At 61.8% G+C, this 21842-nt stretch carries 23 protein-coding genes; 17 read left to right on the top strand and 6 right to left on the bottom strand.

From position 1 onward, the window contains the following. The first annotated feature begins 1 nt into the window (after position 1). The 5 genes from EFR00_RS14190 (at position 2) to EFR00_RS14170 (ending at position 4243) form a co-directional block, all read left to right on the top strand. Entirely contained in the window at positions 2 to 826 is an 825-nt protein-coding gene (locus EFR00_RS14190; RefSeq protein ID WP_077990847.1) for a glycosyltransferase, read from the top strand. Next, the gene (locus tag EFR00_RS14185) at positions 823 to 1740 is read left to right on the top strand and encodes an NAD-dependent epimerase/dehydratase family protein (protein ID WP_077990517.1); all 918 of its coding nucleotides are present in this window, start codon (positions 823 to 825) and stop codon (positions 1738 to 1740) included. The genes EFR00_RS14190 and EFR00_RS14185 overlap by 4 nt, the downstream gene beginning before the upstream one ends. A gap of 129 nt (positions 1741 to 1869) precedes the next feature. After that, on the top strand, positions 1870 to 2457 hold the full coding sequence (locus tag EFR00_RS14180) for a 5-formyltetrahydrofolate cyclo-ligase (protein WP_039622052.1): 588 nt from the start codon (positions 1870 to 1872) through the stop codon (positions 2455 to 2457). 3 nt (positions 2458 to 2460) lie between these two features. Beyond that, entirely contained in the window at positions 2461 to 3285 is an 825-nt protein-coding gene (locus EFR00_RS14175; protein ID WP_077990520.1) for a TIGR00282 family metallophosphoesterase, read from the top strand. Between the two features lie 109 nt (positions 3286 to 3394). Then, complete coding sequence (locus EFR00_RS14170) at positions 3395 to 4243, top strand: MBL fold metallo-hydrolase (RefSeq protein WP_077990523.1); 849 nt, start codon at positions 3395 to 3397, stop codon at positions 4241 to 4243. 34 nt (positions 4244 to 4277) lie between these two features. Here the strand turns inward: EFR00_RS14170 and EFR00_RS14165 are convergent, their stop codons facing one another. After that, complete coding sequence (locus EFR00_RS14165) at positions 4278 to 4781, bottom strand: pyridoxamine 5'-phosphate oxidase family protein (protein ID WP_038691094.1); 504 nt, start codon at positions 4779 to 4781, stop codon at positions 4278 to 4280. A gap of 142 nt (positions 4782 to 4923) precedes the next feature. On the opposite strand from EFR00_RS14165, the gene EFR00_RS14160 reads away from it, so the two are divergent. Further along, the gene (locus EFR00_RS14160) at positions 4924 to 5670 is read left to right on the top strand and encodes a YebC/PmpR family DNA-binding transcriptional regulator (protein ID WP_038691096.1); all 747 of its coding nucleotides are present in this window, start codon (positions 4924 to 4926) and stop codon (positions 5668 to 5670) included. 70 nt (positions 5671 to 5740) lie between these two features. Here the strand turns inward: EFR00_RS14160 and EFR00_RS14155 are convergent, their stop codons facing one another. Next, positions 5741 to 6742 carry an LLM class flavin-dependent oxidoreductase gene (locus EFR00_RS14155; RefSeq protein ID WP_077990526.1) on the bottom strand — a complete coding sequence of 334 codons (1002 nt, stop codon included), beginning with the start codon at positions 6740 to 6742 and terminating at the stop codon, positions 5741 to 5743. A 124-nt stretch (positions 6743 to 6866) separates the two neighbouring features. Then, positions 6867 to 9182 (bottom strand): methyl-accepting chemotaxis protein, encoded by a 2316-nt coding sequence (locus EFR00_RS14150; RefSeq protein WP_077990529.1) that lies wholly within the window; start codon positions 9180 to 9182, stop codon positions 6867 to 6869. A 242-nt stretch (positions 9183 to 9424) separates the two neighbouring features. Between EFR00_RS14150 and ruvC the strand changes: the two genes are divergently transcribed. From ruvC to EFR00_RS14100, 10 genes are read left to right on the top strand one after another with little or no spacing between them, the layout of a single operon-like run. Further along, positions 9425 to 9934, top strand: a complete 510-nt coding sequence (gene ruvC / locus EFR00_RS14145) for a crossover junction endodeoxyribonuclease RuvC (RefSeq protein WP_009990263.1) — start codon at positions 9425 to 9427, stop codon at positions 9932 to 9934. Positions 9935 to 9988: 54 nt separating this feature from the next. Continuing rightward, entirely contained in the window at positions 9989 to 10252 is a 264-nt protein-coding gene (locus tag EFR00_RS14140) for an AbrB/MazE/SpoVT family DNA-binding domain-containing protein (RefSeq protein ID WP_038691102.1), read from the top strand. Next, a complete protein-coding gene (locus EFR00_RS14135; protein ID WP_038691104.1) occupies positions 10233 to 10649 on the top strand; it encodes a type II toxin-antitoxin system VapC family toxin in 417 nt (138 codons plus the stop codon). Before EFR00_RS14140 ends, EFR00_RS14135 begins: the two co-directional genes overlap by 20 nt. Positions 10650 to 10662: 13 nt before the next feature. Next, a complete protein-coding gene (ruvA, locus tag EFR00_RS14130) occupies positions 10663 to 11277 on the top strand; it encodes a Holliday junction branch migration protein RuvA (protein ID WP_039622061.1) in 615 nt (204 codons plus the stop codon). 54 nt (positions 11278 to 11331) lie between these two features. Beyond that, positions 11332 to 11592: an AbrB/MazE/SpoVT family DNA-binding domain-containing protein gene (locus EFR00_RS14125; protein ID WP_009994747.1), complete on the top strand. Its 261-nt coding sequence runs from the start codon at positions 11332 to 11334 to the stop codon at positions 11590 to 11592. Then, on the top strand, positions 11589 to 11984 hold the full coding sequence (locus EFR00_RS14120) for a type II toxin-antitoxin system VapC family toxin (protein WP_009994749.1): 396 nt from the start codon (positions 11589 to 11591) through the stop codon (positions 11982 to 11984). The genes EFR00_RS14125 and EFR00_RS14120 overlap by 4 nt, the downstream gene beginning before the upstream one ends. Beyond that, complete coding sequence (gene ruvB, locus EFR00_RS14115) at positions 11984 to 13024, top strand: Holliday junction branch migration DNA helicase RuvB (RefSeq protein ID WP_077990531.1); 1041 nt, start codon at positions 11984 to 11986, stop codon at positions 13022 to 13024. Before EFR00_RS14120 ends, ruvB begins: the two co-directional genes overlap by 1 nt. Then, positions 13025 to 13927, top strand: coding sequence for a metallophosphoesterase (locus EFR00_RS14110; protein ID WP_039622066.1), 903 nt, complete (start codon positions 13025 to 13027; stop codon positions 13925 to 13927). Between the two features lie 7 nt (positions 13928 to 13934). Beyond that, positions 13935 to 14447 carry an NUDIX hydrolase gene (locus EFR00_RS14105; RefSeq protein ID WP_039622067.1) on the top strand — a complete coding sequence of 171 codons (513 nt, stop codon included), beginning with the start codon at positions 13935 to 13937 and terminating at the stop codon, positions 14445 to 14447. Between the two features lie 38 nt (positions 14448 to 14485). Next, positions 14486 to 15049, top strand: coding sequence for a DinB family protein (locus tag EFR00_RS14100; protein WP_009995246.1), 564 nt, complete (start codon positions 14486 to 14488; stop codon positions 15047 to 15049). Positions 15050 to 15091: 42 nt separating this feature from the next. Here EFR00_RS14100 and EFR00_RS14095 read toward each other — a convergent pair whose 3' ends face one another. Then, positions 15092 to 16474, bottom strand: a complete 1383-nt coding sequence (locus EFR00_RS14095) for a virulence factor family protein (RefSeq protein WP_039622069.1) — start codon at positions 16472 to 16474, stop codon at positions 15092 to 15094. Continuing rightward, complete coding sequence (mprF, locus tag EFR00_RS14090; RefSeq protein WP_077990533.1) at positions 16471 to 19074, bottom strand: bifunctional lysylphosphatidylglycerol flippase/synthetase MprF; 2604 nt, start codon at positions 19072 to 19074, stop codon at positions 16471 to 16473. Before mprF ends, EFR00_RS14095 begins: the two co-directional genes overlap by 4 nt. 238 nt (positions 19075 to 19312) lie before the next feature. Here mprF and EFR00_RS14085 point away from each other — a divergent pair, with 238 nt between their 5' ends. Then, positions 19313 to 19690, top strand: a complete 378-nt coding sequence (locus EFR00_RS14085; protein ID WP_009997004.1) for a DoxX family protein — start codon at positions 19313 to 19315, stop codon at positions 19688 to 19690. Positions 19691 to 19694: 4 nt separating this feature from the next. Here EFR00_RS14085 and EFR00_RS14080 read toward each other — a convergent pair whose 3' ends face one another. Continuing rightward, the gene (locus EFR00_RS14080; RefSeq protein ID WP_077990536.1) at positions 19695 to 21809 is read right to left on the bottom strand and encodes a mechanosensitive ion channel family protein; all 2115 of its coding nucleotides are present in this window, start codon (positions 21807 to 21809) and stop codon (positions 19695 to 19697) included. Positions 21810 to 21842: the final 33 nt, after the last annotated feature.

Here is a 21842-nt window from a genome sequence, read left to right as displayed (position 1 = left end):
GATGAACCGCTCGTCCGTATTCGCCTACGTCACCCTCGTCACCAACGCCGACTACGCCATGGGCGCCACCGCCCTGGTGAACTCGCTTCGCCGAACCGGTACCACCGCCGACATCGTCGTCCTCCATACCGGCGGCGTCGATGCAACCGCCCTCGCCCCACTGGAAGCCCACGCCTGCCGCCTCATCGAGGTCGAGCACCTGCCGCTCTCCGATGCCTTCAACCAGCGCCACGCCCGCGGCCAACTCCATTCCGCCGCGCCTTTCACCAAGGGCCGTAAGCCCGCCTTTCATTCGCCGCTCGACAATTTCTGCAAGCTCAGGCTTTGGCAGCTCGTCGAATACGAACGCTGCGTCTTCATCGACACCGATGCCTTGGTGCTGAAGAACGTCGACAGGCTCTTCCACTATCCGGAATTTTCCGCCGCCCCCAATGTCTATGAAAGCCTCGCCGACTTCCGCCGCATGAACTCCGGCGTCTTCGTCGCCACGCCGTCACATGACACATTCCGGCTCATGCTCGAAAGCCTGGACAGACCGGACACCTTCTGGCGGCGCACCGATCAGACCTTTCTCGAGACGTTCTTCCCGGATTGGCACGGCCTGCCGGTTTATTTCAACATGCTGCAATATGTATGGTTCACCATGCCGGCGCTTTGGGACTGGAAGAGCGTTTCGATCCTGCACTACCAATATGAAAAGCCGTGGGAAAAGGATCATCCCAAGGCAGCACAGCTACAACCCTTGATCGATTTGTGGCATCGTTTCTACAATGATAGCTATGTGCCGGAGATCGCGGCGCTAGACAATCCGGAAGGGGCAGCATGAAAGTATTGGTATCCGGCGGAACCGGTCTCGTCGGCCGTTATGTCGTCGAGGAGCTTCTGACCGCCGGCTATCAGGTGATCGTCGGTGGACGCCGTGCGCCGCGTGCCCGCCTCTTCTCCCGCCCGGTAGAGTTCGCAGCGCTTTCGCTCGATCCCGATAAGGACCAGATCGACATTTTCGACGACGCCTATTTCTTCGTCCACGCCGCCTTCAGCCACGTTCCCGGCAAATATCGCGGCGGCGAGGGCGATGACCCGAAGAGCTTTCAGAGGTTGAACCTGGATGGCACTGTCCGGCTTTTCGAAGCGGCAAAACGCGCCGGTACGCGCCGCTGTGTCTTCCTGTCCAGCCGGGCGGCCTACGGCGAACACCCTGCGGGAACCGAGCTTACCGAAACGATGCTGCCGAAGCCGGAGACGCTCTACGGCCAGATCAAGCTCGACGCCGAAGGCGCGCTGACCCATCTCTCGGCACCGGGTTTTGCCGGCGTCAGTCTGCGGGCGACCGGCATCTATGGCGATCTCTCGCCGAACAAATGGGGCGGCCTCATCGACGATTATCGCGCCGGCCGGCCGGTCGCTCTTCGTGCAGGCACGGAGGTTCACGGCCGCGACCTCGGGCGGGCGGTGCGGCTGATGCTGGAAACGGAAAGCACGCGCATCTCCGGCGAGATCTTCAACGTGTCGGACATCGTCGTCGACACCCGCGACATCCTTGCCCCCATCCGCCGTGAGACGGACTGTCGCCATGCGCTGCCGGCTCCGGCCGATGGCACAACGCTGAATACTATGAGCACGGCGAAAATTCGCGCGCTCGGCTGGATGCCGGGCGGAACCCCTCTGTTCGAGGAAACGATGCGGCGGCTGGCCGCCGCGCTGGCGACGTCGGCACACGAATCGGCGCAGGAGCAATAGGCCTCCTCGTCTAACAACTAGCGGCCGGCTGACACGGCGTGAAACCGCCGCGCTCCTGTCGCAGCCTGCATTTGCATCGGGCCTCCAGCCGTCTATGCTCGGCAGAACCTCTCACATCTGGCAGATCGAATGACCGCACGAGAACTGAAGGCGCAGTTGCGCAATGAACGGCTGGCCGCCCGCGACGCCATCGCTCCTGAGGAGCGCATCTCCAAAAGCCTTGCAATGGCGGATCATGCCGGCGAGGCCGTCGCCTTCGCCCCCGGAACGATCGTCTCCGGTTTCCTGCCGATCCGGTCCGAGGCCGATCTGCGGCCGCTGATGGCCCGGTTCGCAGCGCGCGGCGCACGGCTGTGCGTGCCGGCGATCCTCGACAAGCAGACCATCGCCTTTCGAGAACTGACCGAAGGGCTGCCTCTCATTGAGACCGGCTTCGGCACGGTGGCTCCCGGCGCGGAGGCTGCCATTCTCCACCCCGAGATCATGCTGGTGCCGCTTTCGGCCTTCGATGCCCGCGGCCATCGCATCGGCTACGGCGCAGGCTACTATGACCGTGCCATCAGCCGGCTAAGAGAGAAAGGCCTGCATCCGAAGCTGATCGGCATTGCATTCGACTGCCAGGAAGTGGCACATGTGCCGGACGAGCCGCATGACATTAGCCTGGATGCCATCCTGACAGAAAGCGGCCTGCGCTTTTTTGCCTCTTGGATTGGATAGGGAATGCGGCTGCTTTTTTTGGGTGACATGGTCGGCAAGACGGGACGCACGGCGGTCTGGGACCGTCTTCCCGGCCTGATCTCCGACCTCAGGCTCGATTTCGTCGTCGTCAACGGCGAGAACGCCGCCGGCGGCTTCGGCATCACCGAGGACATCTTTCTGGAAACGATCAATGCCGGCGCCGATGTGGTGACGACAGGCAATCACGTCTGGGACCAGAAGGAAGCAGTCGCCTTTGCCGGGCGCCACGATCAGTTTCTGCGGCCGGCCAACTATCCCCAAGGCACGCCGGGCCGCGGCTCCGGTCTTTTCTATGCCAGGAACGGGGCGCGCGTGCTCGTTGCCAATGTCATGGGCCGGGTCTTCATGCATCCGGAACTCGACGATCCCTTCAAATCGGCGGAGGTGATCCTCGACGCCTGCCCGCTGAAGGAGCAGGCCGATGCGATCATTTTCGATTTCCATGCCGAAGCGACCAGCGAGAAGCAGTGCTTCGGCCATTTCGTCGACAGCCGCGCCAGCTTCGTCGTCGGCACCCATACCCATGTGCCGACCGCCGATGCACAGATCCTGAACGGCGGCACGGCCTATATGTCGGATGCCGGAATGTGCGGCGACTATGATTCCTCCCTCGGCATGGACAAGGAGGAGCCGCTCAACCGCTTCATCTCCAAGATGCCGAAGGGCCGCATGGAAGCGGCGAGCGGCCCGGCGACGATCTGCGGCGTCGGCGTCGAGATTTCCGACACGACCGGACTGGCCGAAAAGATCGCGCCGCTCCGGCTCGGACCGCGCCTGGCCGAGACCCTACCGGAGTTCTGGCGGTAAAGCTGCCTCGACACAGACCCCACACACGATTGTGAGCATTCACGGTCTGGACCGCTGCGACCTCTTGCCGCATTCTCCGGCCTTCTCGTGAAAGCGCCGGAGGGGTGGCATGAAGCCGCAACATCTTGTTCTCGCGATCGCATGCATAGCCGCCCTTGTCGTGTCGGGTCCCGCAGCAAGGGCGCAGCAACAGCGGCCGCCCGTCAGCCAGTGCCAGGCAATCGCGCAGACCATCCCGAAGGCGACCTTCGCCAGCTTTTCCGGCGCCCAGCCGGTCGTACCGGCCGGCTCCGAGGGCGAGGACGTCAAACTGACCTTCCTCGGCCACTCCACCTTCGAGATCGACACTCCCGCCGGCATCATCATCGCGACAGATTATAACGGCTGGTACCGGCCGGCGACGCTTCCGGACGTCGTCACGATGAACAAGGCGCATACGACCCACTTCACCTTGACGCCTGAGCCGGGCATCAAGCATGTGCTGCATGGGTGGAGCGATGTTCCCGGCGAGGCAGCCAAAATCGATCTTGTGGTCGGCGACGCCCATATCCGCAACGTCACCACGGATATCCGCTTCAGCTATGGCCTCGGCGGCTCGCAGCAGAATGGAAACTCGATTTTCGTCTTCGAAATTGCCGGCCTTTGCATCGGCCATCTCGGCCATCTGCATTACGAACTGACGGATACCCATTATACCGAGATCGGCCGCCTCGACGTCGTCATGGTGCCGGTCGACGGCGGCCTGACCATGGGCGCCGACAGCATGAGCCGTGTGATCAAGCGCCTGCGCTCGTCGCTGATCCTGCCGATGCACCGCCGCGGTCCGCCGGTCAATTCCTTCGTCTCCATGTTCGGCAAGGACTTCGATGTCGCTTATGCGCCTGATGACAGCATCACCGTCTCCATCCGCACGCTGCCGAAGAAGCCGCTGATCTACGTGATGAAAGGCGTGCAGTAAAAAAGGTCCGGCGGGTCCCGCCAAACCTTGCGCATCAGGCAAATTGCAGGTGACGTTTCACGCCGACGTCGGGCATCTTGTCGTCGTCAAGATTGGCCTTGGCGATCTCCCACCCGAATTTCAGGGTGCTGCCGGTGGAAACCCAGATGTCGGCATCGTCGACATGCAGGGAAAGCATAGTGAGTTTCGGATCTTTCTTGCCGCCGTCATACCAGGCCGCAACCATCGAACTCCAATATTCCTCGATTTTGGAAGGGTCGGGGCGTATCTCGATCACGCCGGAGAGGCAGGCGTGGTAGTCGTGATCCTTGCCGATGACGCAGAAATGCGCGCGGCTGCCGGGCTTGATCACGCGCACGATATCGGCGTCGGTCTTGGTGTAGAACCAGATCGTGTTGGTGGTGGGATCGGCATGCGGCGCCATCGGCTGCATGTGCATATCCAGTCCGGAAATTCCGAGCATGCCGGCATGAACGCCGTTGACCTGATCCCAAAGCTGACGTGCCGGTTGCTCCCGCGCCTCGCTGAGACTTGCCATGACCGTTCCTTTCCGTTGGATGGAGTTCGATTGAAAACGTCATCCTTTCGCCTTTGTTCCGAACTGCTTTTCCCTTGAACGGGTGCCGTTTCGCTCTTATAAGGCGCCCCATTCCGAACAATGAGACGTGAACAGGGGTGCCATGGCTGGCCATTCACAGTTTAAAAACATCATGCACCGCAAAGGCCGTCAGGATGCCGTGCGGTCGAAAATGTTCTCCAAGCTCGCGCGCGAAATCACCGTTGCCGCCAAGGCCGGCCTGCCCGACCCGTCTATGAACGCCCGTCTTCGCCTGGCGATCCAGAACGCCAAGGCCCAGTCCATGCCGAAGGACAATATCGATCGCGCCATCAAGAAGGCAGCCGGCGCCGACGGCGAAAACTATGACGAAGTCCGCTACGAGGGCTACGGTCCCGGCGGCACGGCGATCATCGTCGAAGCCCTGACCGACAATCGCAACCGCACCGCCTCCAACGTCCGCTCGATCTTCACCAAGGCCGGCGGCGCTCTCGGCGAGACCGGTTCCGTTTCCTTCTCCTTCGACCATGTCGGCGAAATCACCTACAAGCTTTCCGTCGGCGACGCCGACAAGGTGATGGAAGCCGCGATCGAAGCCGGCGCCGACGACGTAGAGACCGACGAAGAGGGCCACTACATCACCTGCGCCTTCGAAGCCCTCGGCGAAGTGGCGAAAGCGCTGGAAACGAGCCTCGGCGAAGCCGAGACCGTCAAGGCGGTCTGGCGCGCCCAGAACAATGTGCCGGTGGACGAAGAAAAAGCCCAGTCGCTGATGAAGCTGATCGACAGCCTGGAAGATGACGACGACGTGCAGAACGTCTATTCCAACTTCGAGGTCTCGGAAGAAGTGCTGGCCAAGCTCTCGGCCTGACTTTCCAAACGATCTTCGATGAAAAACCCGGCCGACGCCGGGTTTTTTGTGCCGAGCCGCGCGTTGCGATCTATGCAGCCACCCGCATGAAGTTTCCCAGGCCAGCAAACAATTCCACCGATCTCAGCCGCGCCTCGATATCATGGATCGGCATGGAGATGATCACCTCGTCGGCCTGGGTTTCCTTAATGAATTCCGTCAGTTTCGCTTCCGCCGTCCCCGGTGATCCCACCACGGCATAACGCAGCGTGTGTTCGACGTTCATCTTCTCCATCGGCGACCAGAAAGCCTCCATATCGGCCACCGGCCGCGGGAACGGGCCGCGGACATTGCGGCGCAGGTTGACGAACTGCTGCTCGGCGGAGGTGAAATGATAGCGCGCCTCCTCGTCCGTCGCCGCCACCGCGCCCATGACGCCGACCATCACATAGGGCTTGTCGAGCGTTGCCGAGGGCTGGAAGCGATCGCGGTAGATCGCGATCGCATCGAGCAGCATGTAGGGCGCGAAATGCGAGGCGAAGGCGTAGGGAAGCCCGAGCATGGCGGCAAGCTGAGCGCTGTAGAGGCTGGAGCCGAGCAGCCAGATCGGAACATGTGAACCATTGCCGGGAACGGCGAGGATCGCCTGGTTCTCGACCGGCGTGCCGAGCAGCTGCTGCAGTTCGACCACGTCGTTCGGAAAGCTGTTGGCGCCGGCCTCAAGGTTGCGCCGTAGCGCCTGTGCCGTGCGCATATCCGTCCCCGGCGCACGTCCGAGCCCGAGATCGACGCGGCCGGGGAAGAGCGCCTCCAATGTGCCGAACTGCTCGGCGATGACGAGCGGAGAATGATTGGGCAGCATGACGCCGCCGGAGCCGATGCGAATGCTTTTCGTCGCCGCCCCGACATGACCGATGACGACTGATGTGGCCGCACTGGCGATGCCAGGCATGCCGTGATGTTCGGCGAGCCAGAAGCGCTTGTAACCGAATTCCTCGGCCTTGCGGGCCATTCGCGCCGAGCTTTCGAGCGACTGGCGCACGGTGCTGCCTTCGGCAACGGGGGAAAGGTCGAGGATGGAGAAGGGAACCATGGAAAACCTGCCGGCCAGTTGAAGGATGCAGCCTATGTAGGTTCGCACCCGCACCATTCCAAACCATGCAGGCAAAACAAAGGGCCGCGCGAACGCGACCCAGGCCGGATGCCGGAAGCAATGCCTAGCGGTGACGGCGCAGCACATGCACCTCGGCGCTCGGCCTATGATCGCCGTGCGGCAGCGTGAAATTGCCGAGCTGGCGATCCATTTCCAGGGCCTCCGTCGCCAGCCGGTGGATCGCTTCCGTCGTCTCCTCGACCATCGAGGCATTCTGCTGCGTCATCGCGTCGAGTTCGGCGACGGCGCTGTTGATCTCCCGCAGTGTGTTGGCCTCCTCGCGGGTCGCACCCATGATCTCGTGGATCTGACCGTTGATTGCCTCGACATGCGCGCCGATGCCGGTCAGCGCGACCCCTGCCCTTTCCACAAGCGACACGCCGCTTTCGACCTCATGCGTCGATTTCTGCAGCAGGCTGGAGATCTCCTTGGCCGCGCTCGACGAACGCTGGGCGAGCTCGCGCACTTCCATGGCGACGACAGCAAAACCCTTGCCCGATTCACCGGCTCGGGCCGCCTCGACACCGGCATTCAGTGCCAGAAGGTTGGTCTGAAAGGCGATGTCGTCGATGACGGAGATGATCGTGTTGATCTGGCGTGAGGAGGTCTGGATCGCCTCCATCGCCGCGATCGTCTCGCGCATGATCTGGCCGGAGCCGGTGGTCTCCTTCTTGGCGTCGCGGGCGATGCGCTCGGCCTGTTCGGCCCGCTCGATCTGCCGGCGCACGGACTGGGTGATGGCGCTGATTGCATTCGCCGTCTCGGTGATCGAGCCGGCCTGGCGCTCGGTGCGCCCGGCAAGCTCGTCGGCGCCGGTACGCATCTCCTCGGAGCTGGCCCGCACCGCCATCGAGTTACCGCCGATGGCGGTCATGGTTTCGCTCAGCGTCGCGAGCGCCTCGTTGAAATTGATGCGCAGGCTTTCGAGCTCGTTCGGGAAGCGCCGCTCGATCTGATAGGCGAGATCCCCGCTCGCCAGATGATGCAGGCCCTCATCGATCGCCTCCACCACCTGCTGCAGCGTCTTCGCCTCGGCCTCGCGCTCGGCAAGGTTCTGCTGGCGGTCCTGCTCGGCCTGAAGGCGCGTCTCTTCGCTGGCGGCTTCCAGTTCACGGCTTTCGATCAGCGACTGCCGGAAGCGGGCGAGCGCATTCGCCATCGTGCCGATCTCATCCTTGCGGTTCAGGCTGCCGATCTCGCTGTCGAGCTTGCCATCGGCGACATCGCGGGTGACGCCGGCAAGCCGTGCAAGCGGCGAAAACAGGAAATTCGTGACGAGGCCGGTGGCGATCGCCATGACGACAAGCACGCCGATGCCGATCATCGTCAGCAGCGTGGCGATCTCGATCGAGCCGGCATTGAGCTCGCTCAAAAGCACGCTTTCGACCACGAGGAAGCGGTCGCCGCGATAGTCGATGCCGCGGACATAGGCGCGCGCCGCGCCATCTGGCCGCTCGAAATCGGCAACCGTCATCGTGGAACTGGCAAGCGCGCCCTTGATGAAGGTGAAAGGGGTGGCATCGAGCGTCACAAGCTTGCCGCCGGTATCGAGACCGATAGCCGAGCCATCGGCGGAGACGATCGCCGCCCGCGCCGTGCTGCCCTGGACGATGCCCTTGGCGAGGATGCTGGTGACGATGTCGTCACGCACCTTGAAGAGGATGATACCCTTGGCCGCCCCGAGCTTGACGATCGGCACGGCATAGAAGATCGCCGGCTTGCCGCTGGCCGCATCGACGCGAAGGCCGGAAAAACCTGTCGGCGCAGCGTCATCGGTCGCCTTGGCGGTATTTTCGATCGCCTTGGCGAAGGCGATACCGGCGCCGGTTGCCTTCCAGGCCTCCGACTTCAGGTTTTCGGCGAAGTCGTCTTCCTTCTTGTAGGAATAGAGCACGGAACCGTCGAGATCGGTGATCAAGAGATCGCTGAAGGCAGTATCCTCGAGGTCGCGGGCGACTTCGCTCTGCGTCTTCTCGTGGTTCGAATAATAAAAGCCGCTCGGCCCTTCCGGCTTCATCAGCTTCTCGCGCCGGGCGGCCGGGTTGGGATTGTCCGTGATAAAGACCTTTTTCAGCTCGGCGCGGGCATTGCCCGAAGTCTTCTCGATCGTCTTCCAGCCGCTCTTCAGGCTGGTGATCGACATCTGCAGCGCTTCGATGCGCGCGATGGAGTTCGCTTGGTTCTCAAGCTGCATCAGCTGGTCCTGCAGCATGTCGCCGCGAAAGATCAGCACGCTTTCCTTGGCCTTCAGCGCCTGTTCGTCGGAGATCCGGCTGCTGGCGAAATAGGCAAGCACGTCGATCACCGCGATCGACAGCACCGTCAGCAGAATGAATGTGGCAATGACCTTGAAGGACAGGGACTGAAATCTCTGAGCCATGTACGACGAACCCCCTCTGACACACCTGCCGGCGTGGGCACGCAGCGCATGCCTGATCGACCGATCTTTGAACAGAACATCGGGGGCTTATCTCTTTGCGACACGAGACCCCCTTCGTATTTGACACTAGAATTCAAGCATCTGTTTTAATTCGCGGTAAATGGAGCGGCTTAAATCCGAGAGTGTTTTTGTTTTGTTCACATATCGATGGCAGTTATTTCGCAGTCGCTATAGGTTGAACCATGCAAAATACGATTCGCATCGTCGGCATCGATCCCGGACTTCGCCGCACCGGCTGGGGAATCATCGACACGTTGGGCAATTCCCTGCGGTTTGTGGCCTCGGGAACTGTGACCTCCGATGGAGACATGGACCTCGCCTCCCGCCTCTGCCAGCTGCATGACGGCCTGGCGGAGGTTGTGCACGCTTACAAGCCGGATGAGGCCGCCGTCGAACAGACCTTCGTCAATAAGGACGCGGTTGCAACCCTGAAGCTCGGCCAGGCCCGCGGCATCGCCATGTTGGTGCCGGCGCGCGCCGGGATGCAAGTCTCCGAATACGCCCCGAACGCCGTCAAGAAGGCCGTCATCGGCGTCGGCCACGGCGAAAAACATCAGATTCACATGATGTTGAAGATCCTGATGCCGAAAGTCGAATTCAAAGGCGACGATGCCGCCGACGCCCTGGCGATCGCCATCTGCCATGCGCACAATCGCGGCAGCAATCGGATGCGGCAGGCACTGGCCGGCTAATCTGTTCTTGACTTGTTCCCATTCGATGATAAGTAATACCTTAGAGGTATTACCATGCGCGTGACGGAAAAAGGCCAAGTGACAATTCCCAAAGATATCAGGGACCGTTTAAAGATCGGGCCGGGATCCGAGGTGGATTTCATTGCCGATGAAAAGGGTGCCCGCCTGGTCGTTCTGACCAGCCGCGCAGAGCCGTCGCAGGACGATTTTGAATCCTGGCTCGGCAGCATGAGCGGCACTCTCGACACCGGCGGCATGACGACCGATGAGTTCATGGAGTGGTTGAGGGGACCACGCGATGACCTCGGTCCTCATTGATACCAACATCTTCATCGATATCTTCGGCCCGGACAATCCTTTCAGGGAATGGTCCACGCGGGCCTTGAGCACATTGCGGCCGGATTCGCAGTTCATCATGACGCCCGTGGTCTGGGCGGAGCTGGCAAGCATGAGCCCGCGCGAGGAAACGCTTGTATTTCTCCTATCGCGATTAAATCTGATCCGGGAGGCGCTGCCGTTTTCCGCCGCCTACCGCGCGGGCATGGCCCATGCGCAATATCGGCGGAGCGGCGGCCTGCGAGAGCGCACGCTGCCCGATTTTTTCATCGGCGCGCATGCCCTGGTTCGATCGCACCGCCTGCTGACGCGCGATGGTGCGCGCTACCGTTCCTATTTCCCTGATTTGGACATTATTTCCCCCGAAACGCACTCTTGAGAGACCGCGCCCCATGATCGGCAAGCTGAAAGGCACAATAGACGAGATCGGCGAAGATTATGTGCTCGTCGATGTGCACGGCGTCTGCTACGTCGCTTACTGCTCCGCCCGCACGCTATCCAAGCTCGGCTCGGCCGGCGAGGCCTGCGTGCTGTTCATCGAGACCTATGTGCGCGAGGACCAGTTGAAGCTCTTCGGCTTCACGACCGCATTGGAGCGGGAATGGTTCAACCTGCTCCAAAGCGTCCAGGGGGTCGGCGCCAAGGTGGCGCTTGCCGTGCTCTCGACCTTGACGCCGGGCGAACTCGCCAATGCGATCGCCCTGCAGGACCGCGCCGCCGTTTCCCGCGCGCCGGGCGTCGGCCCGAAAGTGGCGATGCGCCTCGTCACCGAACTCAAGAACCGGGCTCCCGCCTTCGCCGGGGAAGCGATCAATATCGCCCTCAAACAGGAACTCGGCGAAGGCGTCGCCGCCGCACCCGTGGCCGACGCGGTTTCCGCGCTGACCAACCTCGGCTACAGCAGAGACCAGGCGGCAAATGCCGTTGCTGCGGCGATGAAGACGGCCGGCGAAGGTGCAGACAGCGCCAAGCTGATCAGGCTGGGATTGAAGGAACTGGCGCGGTGACTTCCTTGAATATATCGCAATTCCTTACTAAACTTGAATGGTAAGGAGATCCGAATGAATATCTACTACGGTACAATGACATCGAAGGGCCAGACAACAATTCCGGCGGAAGTTCGTGAATTGCTCAATCTGAAGTCTGGTGACAGGATCCGCTACATCAATCGCGATGGCGAAATCATCATGAAGGCCAAGAACAAGCGCGCCATTGACCTTGCCGGCAAATTTCACGATCCGAAACGGCGGGCGATCACATTGAAGGAAATGGACGAGGCTATCGGAGAAGCCATCGCCGCTCATGTGAATAGTGCAGGATGATTGGCCTCGACACCAATATCCTGCTGCGCTTCCTCCTGAAGGATGATGCCGCCCAGACAGAAAAAGTCACAGCACTGTTTGAGAACCTCTCCGATACCGCACCTGGCTATATTAGCTGCATCACGCTGATGGAATGCACGTGGTTCCTGCGGCAACGGATCAGGCTGAAGAGGGAACAGATCGTGGAGGCAATTTCGGATTTGTTGGACTCAGCGGATCTGATCCTTGAAGATGAAAGAGTGGTCGAGGAGGCGCTCGGAATCATGGTGCGAACAAATGCCGAATTTGCGGATGTCTTCATCGCTCTTCGCAACCGTGACGCCGGTTGCGTGACAACCAAGACATTTGACGCCCAAGCTGCAAAAACGATACCTGGAATGGAACTTCTTTGATGAGCGAACCCGCCCGCCTGATATCGCCGGAAAAGCGGGGCGAAGACCTTGATGTCACGCTGCGCCCGCAATCGCTGGACGAGTTCACCGGCCAGGCGGAGGCGCGCGCCAATCTCAAGATCTTCATCGAAGCGGCGAAGAACCGTGGCGAGGCGCTGGACCATGTGCTCTTCGTCGGCCCGCCCGGCCTCGGCAAGACGACGCTGGCGCAGATCATGGCAAAGGAGCTCGGCGTCAACTTCCGCTCGACATCAGGCCCTGTCATCGCCAAGGCCGGCGATCTCGCGGCGCTGCTGACCAATCTCGAAGAGCGCGACGTGCTCTTCATCGACGAGATCCATCGCCTCAATCCCGCCGTCGAGGAAATCCTCTATCCGGCCATGGAAGACTTCCAGCTCGACCTCATCATCGGCGAAGGCCCAGCCGCCCGCTCGGTGAAAATCGATCTGTCGAAATTCACGCTGGTGGCCGCGACCACCCGCCTCGGCCTGTTGACGACGCCGCTGCGCGACCGCTTCGGCATCCCGGTGCGCCTGAGCTTCTATACCGTCGAGGAGCTGGAACTGATCGTGCGCCGCGGCGCGCGGCTGATGAACCTGCCGATCACCGAAGAAGGCGCCCGCGAGATCGCCAGACGCGCCCGCGGCACGCCACGCATCGCCGGTCGGCTGTTGCGGCGCGTGCGCGACTTCGCCGAGGTGGCAAGTGCGGAAGCCGTCACCCGCGAGATCGCCGACGAGGCGCTGACCCGCCTTCTGGTTGACAATGTCGGCTTCGACCAGCTCGACAAACGTTACCTCAACATGATCGCCGTCAATTTCGGCGGCGGCCCGGTCGGCATCGAGACCATCGCCGCCGGCCTTTCCGAGCCGCGCGACGCGATCGAGGACATCATCGAGCCCTATATGATCCAGCAGGGTTTCATTCAGCGCACGCCGCGCGGCCGTGTTCTGACCGCAATCGCGTGGAAACATCTGGGAATGCAACCGCCCAAGGAAATGGAGGCTGCGCAGTTCCGGCTGTTCCAGGAGGACGACTGAGTGATCACCCGCCGCGGTTTTTTCAAATTTGTCGGCGGCGGTATCGCGGGCGTCATGTCGCTGGGTGGTTATGCCTTCGCCTATGAACCGCTGGCGCGGCTCGGCATCGCCCGTTACCGGCTGACGCCGCCGGGATGGACACCGGGGCTGAAACTCCGTGTCGTCGCACTCGCCGATATCCATGCTTGCGAACCTTGGATGTCGGCAAGCCGCATCACCGCAATCTGCCACAGGGCGAATGAACTCGAAGGCGACGTGACCGTCCTGCTCGGCGATTATGCCTCGGGCATGAACATGGTGACGCAATACGTGCATTCGAGCCAGTGGTCGAAGGCGCTGGCCACTCTGCGAGCCCCTCTCGGCGTCCATGCGATCATGGGCAATCATGACTGGTGGGAGGACAGGACTGCCCAGAAGAACGGCGGGATGGAAACATTCGGGCACCGGGCGCTTGCCGAGGTCGGCATCCCGGTCTACGGCAACCGCGCCGTTCGGCTCGAAAAGGATAGCCGCGGCTTCTGGCTCGCGGGCCTTGAAGACCAGCTGGCGCTGCTGCCCGGCAGGAAATGGGGCCGCACGCGCATGCTCGGCCTCGACGACCTTGATGGAACGATGGCGCAGGTGACCGACGATGCGCCCGTCATCCTGCTCGCCCATGAGCCCGATATCTTTCCGCGCGTGCCCGAGCGCGTCTCGCTGACGCTGTCCGGCCACACCCATGGCGGGCAGATCCGTTTCCTCGGCCGTTCGCCGATCGTCCCCTCGCGTTACGGCAATCGCTACGCCTATGGCCACATCGTCGAGGAGGGCCGGAATATCATCGTGTCCGGCGGCCTCGGCTGCTCCATCGCGCCGGTCCGTTTCGGCGTGCCCCCGGAAATCGTCGTGATCGATCTCGGATAAGAATGACATGAGCAAGCGCACTCACATCCGCCTGACTGTGGGCGCTGAACGTTTCAACCATCGCATCGCCGGCCTCGCCTTTCGCGACGGCCATGTGCTCGTCCATCGTGCCGTGCACGAGCCCTTCTGGACCTTTCCTGGTGGGACGGCGGAAATCGGCGAGAGCTCGGAAAAAACGCTGAAACGGGAGATGATGGAGGAACTCGGCGTCAACGTCACAGTCTCGCGCCTCCTCTGGATCGTCGAGAATTTTTTCCACTACGAACAGCGCGACTGGCATGAACTCGGCTTCTATTATCTGATGGAAATTCCGCCGGAATTTCCCTTTCGGCCGCGCGAGATCATCCATCGCGTCGAAGACGGTGACAACCATCTCGAATTCAAATGGGTGGCGGCAACGCGCACAGCCCTGACCGCGCTCGACATCCCGCCCTATTTCATCGCCGATGAAATCGAGAGCCTGCCCGCAGCACCCCGTCATCTCGTCTGGCGCGACGGCGATCTCGATGAGAAGAGCTGACGCAAGCAATTCAAAGCGCGTGAAGAGGAGATGCGCCGATGCCGACTTTCGACCCCGTCAGGCCATTCCGCAAACTCGCCTATAACAACGCCCTTGCCAACCGCCGCCTGCTGCAAGCTTGCGCGGCATTGACGCCCGGTGAATTCGAAGCGCCTCGCACCGGCTTCTTCCCTTCGATCAAGGAAACCTTGAACCACATCGTCACGGTCGACTGGTTCTATGTCGATGGCCTGGAAGGTGGCACGCTCGGGTTCCAGGCCTTCGAGGTCGACCAACCCTTCGACGACGTTTCCTCGCTGGCAGAAGCGCAGGCGAAGGTCGATCAGCGCCTGGTGGCACTTTGCGAGGCCCTGACGCCAGAAAAACTGGTCTCGACCGTGAGCCTCCACCGCGGCGACCGCATCCAGCAGGAGCGGATGGAAGACGTGCTCGCCCACCTCTTCCAGCACCAGACTCATCACCGCGGCCAGGTGCATGCGATGCTCGCCGGCACCAGCATCGCCCCGCCGCAGCTCGACGAATTCATCGTCGCCGATGATGCGAAATTTCGCGGCGGGGAACTCGCCGGACTCGGCTGGAGCGAGGAAACGCTGATGCGTTAAGGTCTTTCCTGGTCAGGATGCTTCAATCTGACCAGGAAAGCTCTAGTTCCGAAGCCGCTTTTTCAGCCCGTCGATGATCGTCTTGGTGAGAAGGTCGTAATTCTCGTCGAAATGGTGGTCGCCGGGCAGCTCGATGACCTCGGCGCCGCTGTCCTTCAGCGCCGGACAGGCGACGTCGTCGTCATCGTCCTTGCCGTAGATGCATTGCACGAGTTTGGGATCGACGTTCTTCAGATCGGCGACCGGATCGCCTCCCGCCCCGCCCGTCTTCTGGCCGAGCCAGCCGAGAACGGAGATGACGTAGTCGACTTCGTGCGAGAGCGACAGCAGCGACATTTGCGCCACCGCCGACTTCTCGGCCGGTTTCAGCAACTGGTAGGTCGCAGGCACGACATCGGCGCCGAAGGAATACCCGACGAGCAGCACATGCTTCACCTTCCACTGTTTGCGGTAGAAATCGATGATCTTCGAAAGATCGCCGGCGGTCTCCTCCGGCTTGCGCTCCGACCAGAAATAATGAAGCGAATCGACGCCGACGACGGGAATGCCTTCCTTCTGCAGGGTGCCGCCCACCTCCTTGTCGATGTCTCGCCAGCCGCCGTCGCCGGAATAGATCACCGCCATCGTATCGAGGGCGGGGGTGGCCTCGAGGATCGCCAGCGGCAGACCGAGCGGATTGCCGAAGGCGCCGGAGGCGGTAACGAGGTCATCGAGCGTATCGGCAAAGACCGTCTGCGCGTCGTCGGTGGAATCGCGGATCTCGATCGCGGAATGGACTTTCTTCAGCGCTTCGGCATGCGCCCTGCCATCCTTGTCGGCGTTGGGCGTAAAGACCGCTATAACCGGATCCGGCAGCGCGCCGTCACTCAGCCCATAGACCATGCGTTCGCCGACGGCCTTCTTGGAAGCGGGCGTGCAAAGTTCCTTGGTTAGCGGAATGCCGGCCTTCGGATCGACGGCGAGCGTCTGACCGATCGTCGCATCCGGCGTCTGCGCCGCAATCGCCAGCGCCAAGGCCCCGCCCTCGCCGATGCCGGCGACAATCGGCAAATGATAGGCGTTGTTGCCGGTCGCACGCTGCACCTGCTGGCTCAGCGATTCGATATCCGAGACCATGTAGAGGCAGCCATCATTGAGGCTGACATCATATCGGCTGAGCGCCTGGATATAGGAAGGAAAGTCGACGCCGATGACGACGGCGCCTTCGGAAACCAGCCTGTCGGCCTCGGCCTTCTCAAAATCGCCCCAGCCGGCGGCATCGGAAATCAGCATCACCGTGCCCTTCACCTCCCCTTCCGGCAGGAAGATGTGAGGCGACGGGATGAGCCCGCTTTCGAAGCTCTGCGTGGTTTCCTCGGCGGCATCAGCCGGTGCGGCCGCGAGCATGCAGGCGCATGCCGTGGCAAGAAGGATTGTCCTGATCATTTTCTCACTACCCCTTTCAACCCGCCCCCGATCAGAAATGTCGCGTCCATCAACGCGATCATCGGATTGCCCCCTCCGGAGACCGCAAGATAGCGCGGTTGCCAGTGCGGATGAAACTTGGATTTGAATGCCCGAAGGCCTTTGAAGTTGTAGAAGCGCTCGCCGTGCTCAAAGACGGTGCTGCCGATGCGGTCCCAGACGGGTGCCGCCTCGCGTTTCGACATGCCGGAGAGAGGCGCCATGCCGAGATTGAAGTGGGTGAAACCCTGACCGCGCAGATACTCCATGATCTGCACGAAGAGAAAGTCCATCGAGCCCTTCGGCGCGTCCGGGGAGAAACGCATGAGATCGATCGTGCCCTCCTCCCGCGATTCGGTGACGAGGATATTGGCAAAGGCAACGATCTTGCCGTCCTTCTTCAGAATGCCGACCGGTTGCGAGGAGACATAATCCGGATCGAAGGCGCCGAGCGAGAAGCCCTTTTCCTTGGCCTTGTGGTGCTCGAGCCAGGCCGAGGAAACCGCGGCGAGATCATCGATGACCACGGGCACGTCCTGCGGTTCGATTACGGCGAATTCCAGCCCGTCGCGCTGCGCCCGGCTGGCAGTCTGCCGGAGATTTGCCCATTTGCCGCCCTTCATCTCGAAGGTCCTGAGATCCGCCACCGCCAGTTCGCCGAGCTTGAAGGCACGCAGGCCGGCATCAGCGCAATGGGAAAGCAAGGCCGGCGAGATCTGGTAAAAAACGGCGCGGCAGCCCGCCGCCCGCGCCGCCTCGACGAAACGCCAGACGAGTTCCTGCACGGCGCGATGATCGCCTACAGGATCGAACAGCGCGATCCATGAGCGGCCCTGCCGGCCGTACATGATGAAGGCGTCGCCTTTCTCCGAAAACATGATGCTCTTGTCGCCCATCCGCACCAGATTGGCGTCGGCATTGCCCTGCTTCCTGACGATATCGACGGCACGCGCCAGCGCCTCCTCCGTCGCCGGCTCCGGCCGGAAGGCCGCAGGCCGAAGCAGGCTGAAGATGGCAATGGCCGACGAGATGATGGTGATGCCGAGCACAGCGCGCAGTCCCCGTGGCGCTTCGGCGGTGAATTCGAACTGCCACCAGAGCTGGTTGCTGTATTCGACATCGCGATAGACGAAGAGCAGGATGACGACGGCGCCGACGACGATGACGGCGATTGCCATCAGCCAGGATGCCGTCATTGCCTGGTTGAGCAGCGACGCATGGCGGGTAAAGAGCCGGCGGCTGACGAAGAGCCCGAAGATGAGGAAGGCGAGAAAAGCGGCTTCGACCAGCGCAATCGCCTTCAACAGCGACAAGGTCAATGCCGCAACGGCCGAGAACACGGCCACCCACCAGGCGCCGTCGAGCCTCTGACCAAGGCCGCGCGCGGCGACCACCAGCGCCAGTCCGAGCAGGCTGGAGAGGAAATGCGCGCCTTCGACCATCGGCAGCGGCAGATAGTTGGACAGAAATTCCAAATTCTGATCCGGCGTCGGTGTGACGCTCGAAAACACCAGCATGACACCGAGCAGCAGGGCCAAGGTCGAAAGCAGCTGCGGCATCAGCCGACCACCGATGCGTCGGACGCTGGAGGCGGCCGGGTGATCCACAAAACGACGCAGCTCCGTCGCTGAGACCGCGAGCACGGCGATCAACAGCGGCAATACATGATAGATGAGCCGGTAGAGCACCAGCGATCCGAGCACCGCATCGATATTCACCGCGCTGCCGAGCGAGGCGATAATCACGGTCTCGAACACGCCGAGCCCGGCCGGAACGTGGCTGAGCACGCCGAGACCGACGGCGATCGCATAGACAGCCAGGAAGGCCGGCCAGCCGATGGCCGTCTGCGGCAAGAGCACATAGAGCACCGAGGCCGAGGCGGCGATATCGAAGGCCGTAACCAGGAATTGGCGCGACCAGGTGCGCGAATCCGGCAGGCGGATCGCGACCGCGCCGAGATCGAGCACGCGGCCTTCGCGGCCGATGATCAGCACAGCCCCGAGAATGGCGAGGATCGAGCCGGCAATCAGCCGGAGAAGGAAGGCGCTGACACCGATCAGCGGCCCGATCTCGCTGGCGATGATAATGAGGGCGATCGCCGCGACCCCTGCAAGCCCGAGACCGAAGGACAGGGTAACGAAGGCGATGATCCGACCGATATCCTCTGGCGACAGACCAAGGCGCGTATAGGCGCGATAGCGGATCGCGCCGCCCGAAAGGGCGCCGAAACCGGCGGTATTGCCGACGGCGTACGCACTGAAGGCCGTCAGCGCCACATGCGGAAACGGCAGCTTCTTGCCGATATACTCGATGGCGTTGAGATCATAAAAGACCAGCGAGAGGAAGCTGAGCGCGGTGAAGAATAGCGCAAGCAGGATCGCGCTCGGCCTGGTCGCCGCCAGCGCACCGACGACATCATCATAGCGAACCTCGTTGGTGAGCTGCATGATCGCATAGCCGACGAGACAGAAGACAATGAGTGTTGCGGCTGCCGTCAGTGGCGTCCTGTACCGCCTGAAAAGCGCGCGAAAAGAAAACCCGTCCGTCGCTTGCATCTCTTCCAAATTGCCGTGACCCGACATCTCGTACCTGCGCAATTTCCAAACTCGGCGGGAATCATTTTTCGAAGACGTAACATGACAGGCATATAAGCTCTATGAAGCCATGCCGCCGCTACCCCAGCCCCGCCGCCTGCGCCTCAATCATCCTCAATTGGGGCGAATTTGCGCAGACAAACTGTATTGGCACATTGCATTTTCGTAAGCTTACGAAGAGTTTGCGGTGATGACCAAAATTTTAGACGCGAGCGAAGGATGAGACATGCAGGGTGACTTGGCCTTCCTGATCCTCATCCTCGGCAGATTGCTGCTCGGCGTCTTTTTCGTTGCCGCCGGTATCCATCATTTTTTCGTCATCGTGCCGATAACCGACGCCATCGAAGCCCGCGGCATACCTTGTGCGAAATGGGTGCTGCTGTCCGGCAGCGTCTTTCAAATTGCTGCCGGCCTCCTCATGATGCTGGGTCTCTTCGTCGCCGCGGCAGCGTTCGGCCTCATCATCTTCACGCTTGCCGCCTCGGTGATGCTGCTGAATTTCTGGGAGATGGAAGGCACAGCTCGCGACAGCGCCATCAACAGCTGGAAAAGCAACATGGCCATCGTCGGCGGCCTGCTCACCGTAGCTGCCGGAGCGATGTAAGGGCTCACGTGGCCGGCTCACCGCCGGCCCGTGCATAAGCAGCGTAGCGTGCCGCGGCGGCATCCACCTCCACCGTGCGATCGCCGGCCACCTGCACCGTCGGCACGGCGAATTCGATGCCGTTTTCCTTGAAGGCATTGCGGATCATCGCCAGTGCGTTGCGGCGGATAACGAACTGTTCGCCGGGCTTCGTCATCATCGACAGGCGGAGCTCGATGGCGAATTCGCCGAACTGCTCGACGCCCTTCATCTTCAGCGTTTCGATGATGTGCGGGCCGAATTCCGGGTTTTCGAGCAACGTCTGACCGATCTGCTTGATCACCTTCTTCGCTTTAACGAGATCGGTGTCGTATGTGACGTTGAGGCTGATCTTGTCGATCGTCCAATCGCGATTGAGGTTCTTCACCGCGCCAAGTTCGCCGAACGGCACGGTGGTCAGTGGCCCGCGATGATGCCTGAGCTTCACCGAGCGCAGGCTGAAAGCCTCGACCACGCCCTTGTGGCTGCCGCTTTCGATATATTCGCCGACACGGAAGGCATCGTCCCAGAGATAGAACATGCCGCTGATGACATCCTTGACGATCGTCTGGGCACCGAAACCCACAGCGACGCCAACGACGCCCGCGCCGGCAATCAACGGCCCGATCTCGATGCCGAGGCCCGAGAGCACCATCAGAACCGCAATGACGGCGATGACCACGGCAAGGATATTGCGGAAGATCGGCAGCAGCGTCTGAAACCGCGCATGTCTGGCCTTCTCCTCGTCCGTCGCGCCGCCCTCCAGGGGCGAGCCGAGCAGCTTGCCGTCGATATAGGCTTTGACGACGTGCCAGAGCAGATCGGCAGCAAGCAGGATGACGATTCCGCCGATGACGCCGCGCGCGATCTTATCGACCATTTTGTCGCCGGCCGCCATCGTGTCGGCGCCGACACCGAGCAGCTGGCCGAGCCAGATGGCGGCGAATGCGATGATCAGTGCCCGCACGCCGCGGTCGAGCAATACGGTGGCGATCCGCCGCGTGGCAAGGAAGCTTGCCTCGGTCTGCTGCAGCGACTTCACCGCAATCGTCGAGACGGCGAGCACGCGCGGCAACATCAGCACATAGATGCCGAGCCAGAGCAGCCAGTTGAACCCAGTGACCCACAGCCCCCAGAGCAACAGGAAATAAACGGTGAGCGCCCAGGAAATCCCATGGCCGCGTTTGTCGTCCTTCTGAGGCCGCGACCAGACAGCTTCGATCGCGATCAGCAGCAGCCCGATACCGAGGATATAGCCGACGAAGAGCCGGGCGCTCGGAGAAAAGCCGAGCGGCTCCATCGACTGGATGGCTGCCCAGCCAAGCATGAAATAGATGACGAAGATCGCAGAGCGGCGATACCAGAAGAGTGCTATGGCGCGTGACGGCATGGTCGGCGCGATCACGCCTTGCCGCTCTTCCTCGGCCCGCGCCAGCCCGATGAGATCGACCAAGACGCCGCCCAGGCAAATCGTGAAACGCTGCACGATGAGCGCGACGGCGCAGAGGATCGCCACACTCTGGCTGAGTGGAGGCCAGCTGAGACTGAAAAGCGCGAGCATGGTGGCCGCGGCAAAAATGAGAGCCGGCACGACGCGCGGCGTCAGATGCATGCCCGCCATCTCAGCCAGGCGCCGGCGGCGACGGCGGAAGGCGTAGCGGGCCATGCTTTCGACGATGGCGCCGAGCAGGAAGATCGCCAGGAATTGCGCGATCATTCGACTCCAGCCGGTGGCGGCGAGCTCACCGAAAAACAGTGAGGACGCATTGCCGATCTGCGCGGGTAAGGTCATCGCCGCGCCGGACACCGTCGAGACATGCCGGCGGGCATGCTGCAGCAGGCCTGAGAGAACCGACATCTCGTTCTGGGCCGCGGTGTCGACCCCAGGCGTTGCCGCCATCTGCGTCGCCATCCACTGCTTGACCTCGGGCGTCTGCATGAGCTGCATCATCTCACGCACTTGCGCTGGCGGGGCGACCGCGGCCGGGACTTGCGCCTGAGCTGTCTGGGCGAAGCCTGGCGAAACCACACCCAAAAGCACGATGAATGCCAGCACGCCTGATATGACGGCCCTCAAGACCCCTGCCCTGTCACGTTCCATAGCCGCCCTCGATGGAGTGTCGTCCGCCCGGAT

The sequence above is a fragment of the Rhizobium sophoriradicis genome, from assembly GCF_003939025.1.
GTDB classification, from domain to species: Bacteria; Pseudomonadota; Alphaproteobacteria; order Rhizobiales; family Rhizobiaceae; genus Rhizobium; species Rhizobium sophoriradicis.
Note: the sequence above shows the minus strand (reverse complement) of the source record. Positions and strands in the feature narration are given on the sequence as shown.

Excerpts from the sequence above, each read along its gene's own strand:
- EFR00_RS14085 (WP_009997004.1), top strand. The coding sequence starts at position 19,313 with ATGCAGGGTGACTTGGCCTTCCTGATCCTCATCCTCGGCAGATTGCTG.
- EFR00_RS14180 (WP_039622052.1), top strand. The coding sequence starts at position 1,870 with ATGACCGCACGAGAACTGAAGGCGCAGTTGCGCAATGAACGGCTGGCC.
- EFR00_RS14165 (WP_038691094.1), bottom strand. The coding sequence starts at position 4,781 with ATGGCAAGTCTCAGCGAGGCGCGGGAGCAACCGGCACGTCAGCTTTGG.
- EFR00_RS14095 (WP_039622069.1), bottom strand. The coding sequence starts at position 16,474 with ATGATCAGGACAATCCTTCTTGCCACGGCATGCGCCTGCATGCTCGCG.
- ruvB (WP_077990531.1), top strand. The coding sequence starts at position 11,984 with ATGAGCGAACCCGCCCGCCTGATATCGCCGGAAAAGCGGGGCGAAGAC.
- EFR00_RS14125 (WP_009994747.1), top strand. The coding sequence starts at position 11,332 with ATGAATATCTACTACGGTACAATGACATCGAAGGGCCAGACAACAATT.
- ruvC (WP_009990263.1), top strand. The coding sequence starts at position 9,425 with ATGCAAAATACGATTCGCATCGTCGGCATCGATCCCGGACTTCGCCGC.
- EFR00_RS14100 (WP_009995246.1), top strand. The coding sequence starts at position 14,486 with ATGCCGACTTTCGACCCCGTCAGGCCATTCCGCAAACTCGCCTATAAC.
- EFR00_RS14190 (WP_077990847.1), top strand. The coding sequence starts at position 2 with ATGAACCGCTCGTCCGTATTCGCCTACGTCACCCTCGTCACCAACGCC.
- EFR00_RS14155 (WP_077990526.1), bottom strand. The coding sequence starts at position 6,742 with ATGGTTCCCTTCTCCATCCTCGACCTTTCCCCCGTTGCCGAAGGCAGC.
- EFR00_RS14120 (WP_009994749.1), top strand. The coding sequence starts at position 11,589 with ATGATTGGCCTCGACACCAATATCCTGCTGCGCTTCCTCCTGAAGGAT.
- mprF (WP_077990533.1), bottom strand. The coding sequence starts at position 19,074 with ATGTCGGGTCACGGCAATTTGGAAGAGATGCAAGCGACGGACGGGTTT.
- EFR00_RS14105 (WP_039622067.1), top strand. The coding sequence starts at position 13,935 with ATGAGCAAGCGCACTCACATCCGCCTGACTGTGGGCGCTGAACGTTTC.
- EFR00_RS14175 (WP_077990520.1), top strand. The coding sequence starts at position 2,461 with ATGCGGCTGCTTTTTTTGGGTGACATGGTCGGCAAGACGGGACGCACG.
- EFR00_RS14170 (WP_077990523.1), top strand. The coding sequence starts at position 3,395 with ATGAAGCCGCAACATCTTGTTCTCGCGATCGCATGCATAGCCGCCCTT.
- ruvA (WP_039622061.1), top strand. The coding sequence starts at position 10,663 with ATGATCGGCAAGCTGAAAGGCACAATAGACGAGATCGGCGAAGATTAT.
- EFR00_RS14160 (WP_038691096.1), top strand. The coding sequence starts at position 4,924 with ATGGCTGGCCATTCACAGTTTAAAAACATCATGCACCGCAAAGGCCGT.
- EFR00_RS14185 (WP_077990517.1), top strand. The coding sequence starts at position 823 with ATGAAAGTATTGGTATCCGGCGGAACCGGTCTCGTCGGCCGTTATGTC.
- EFR00_RS14150 (WP_077990529.1), bottom strand. The coding sequence starts at position 9,182 with ATGGCTCAGAGATTTCAGTCCCTGTCCTTCAAGGTCATTGCCACATTC.
- EFR00_RS14135 (WP_038691104.1), top strand. The coding sequence starts at position 10,233 with ATGACCTCGGTCCTCATTGATACCAACATCTTCATCGATATCTTCGGC.
- EFR00_RS14080 (WP_077990536.1), bottom strand. The coding sequence starts at position 21,809 with ATGGAACGTGACAGGGCAGGGGTCTTGAGGGCCGTCATATCAGGCGTG.
- EFR00_RS14140 (WP_038691102.1), top strand. The coding sequence starts at position 9,989 with ATGCGCGTGACGGAAAAAGGCCAAGTGACAATTCCCAAAGATATCAGG.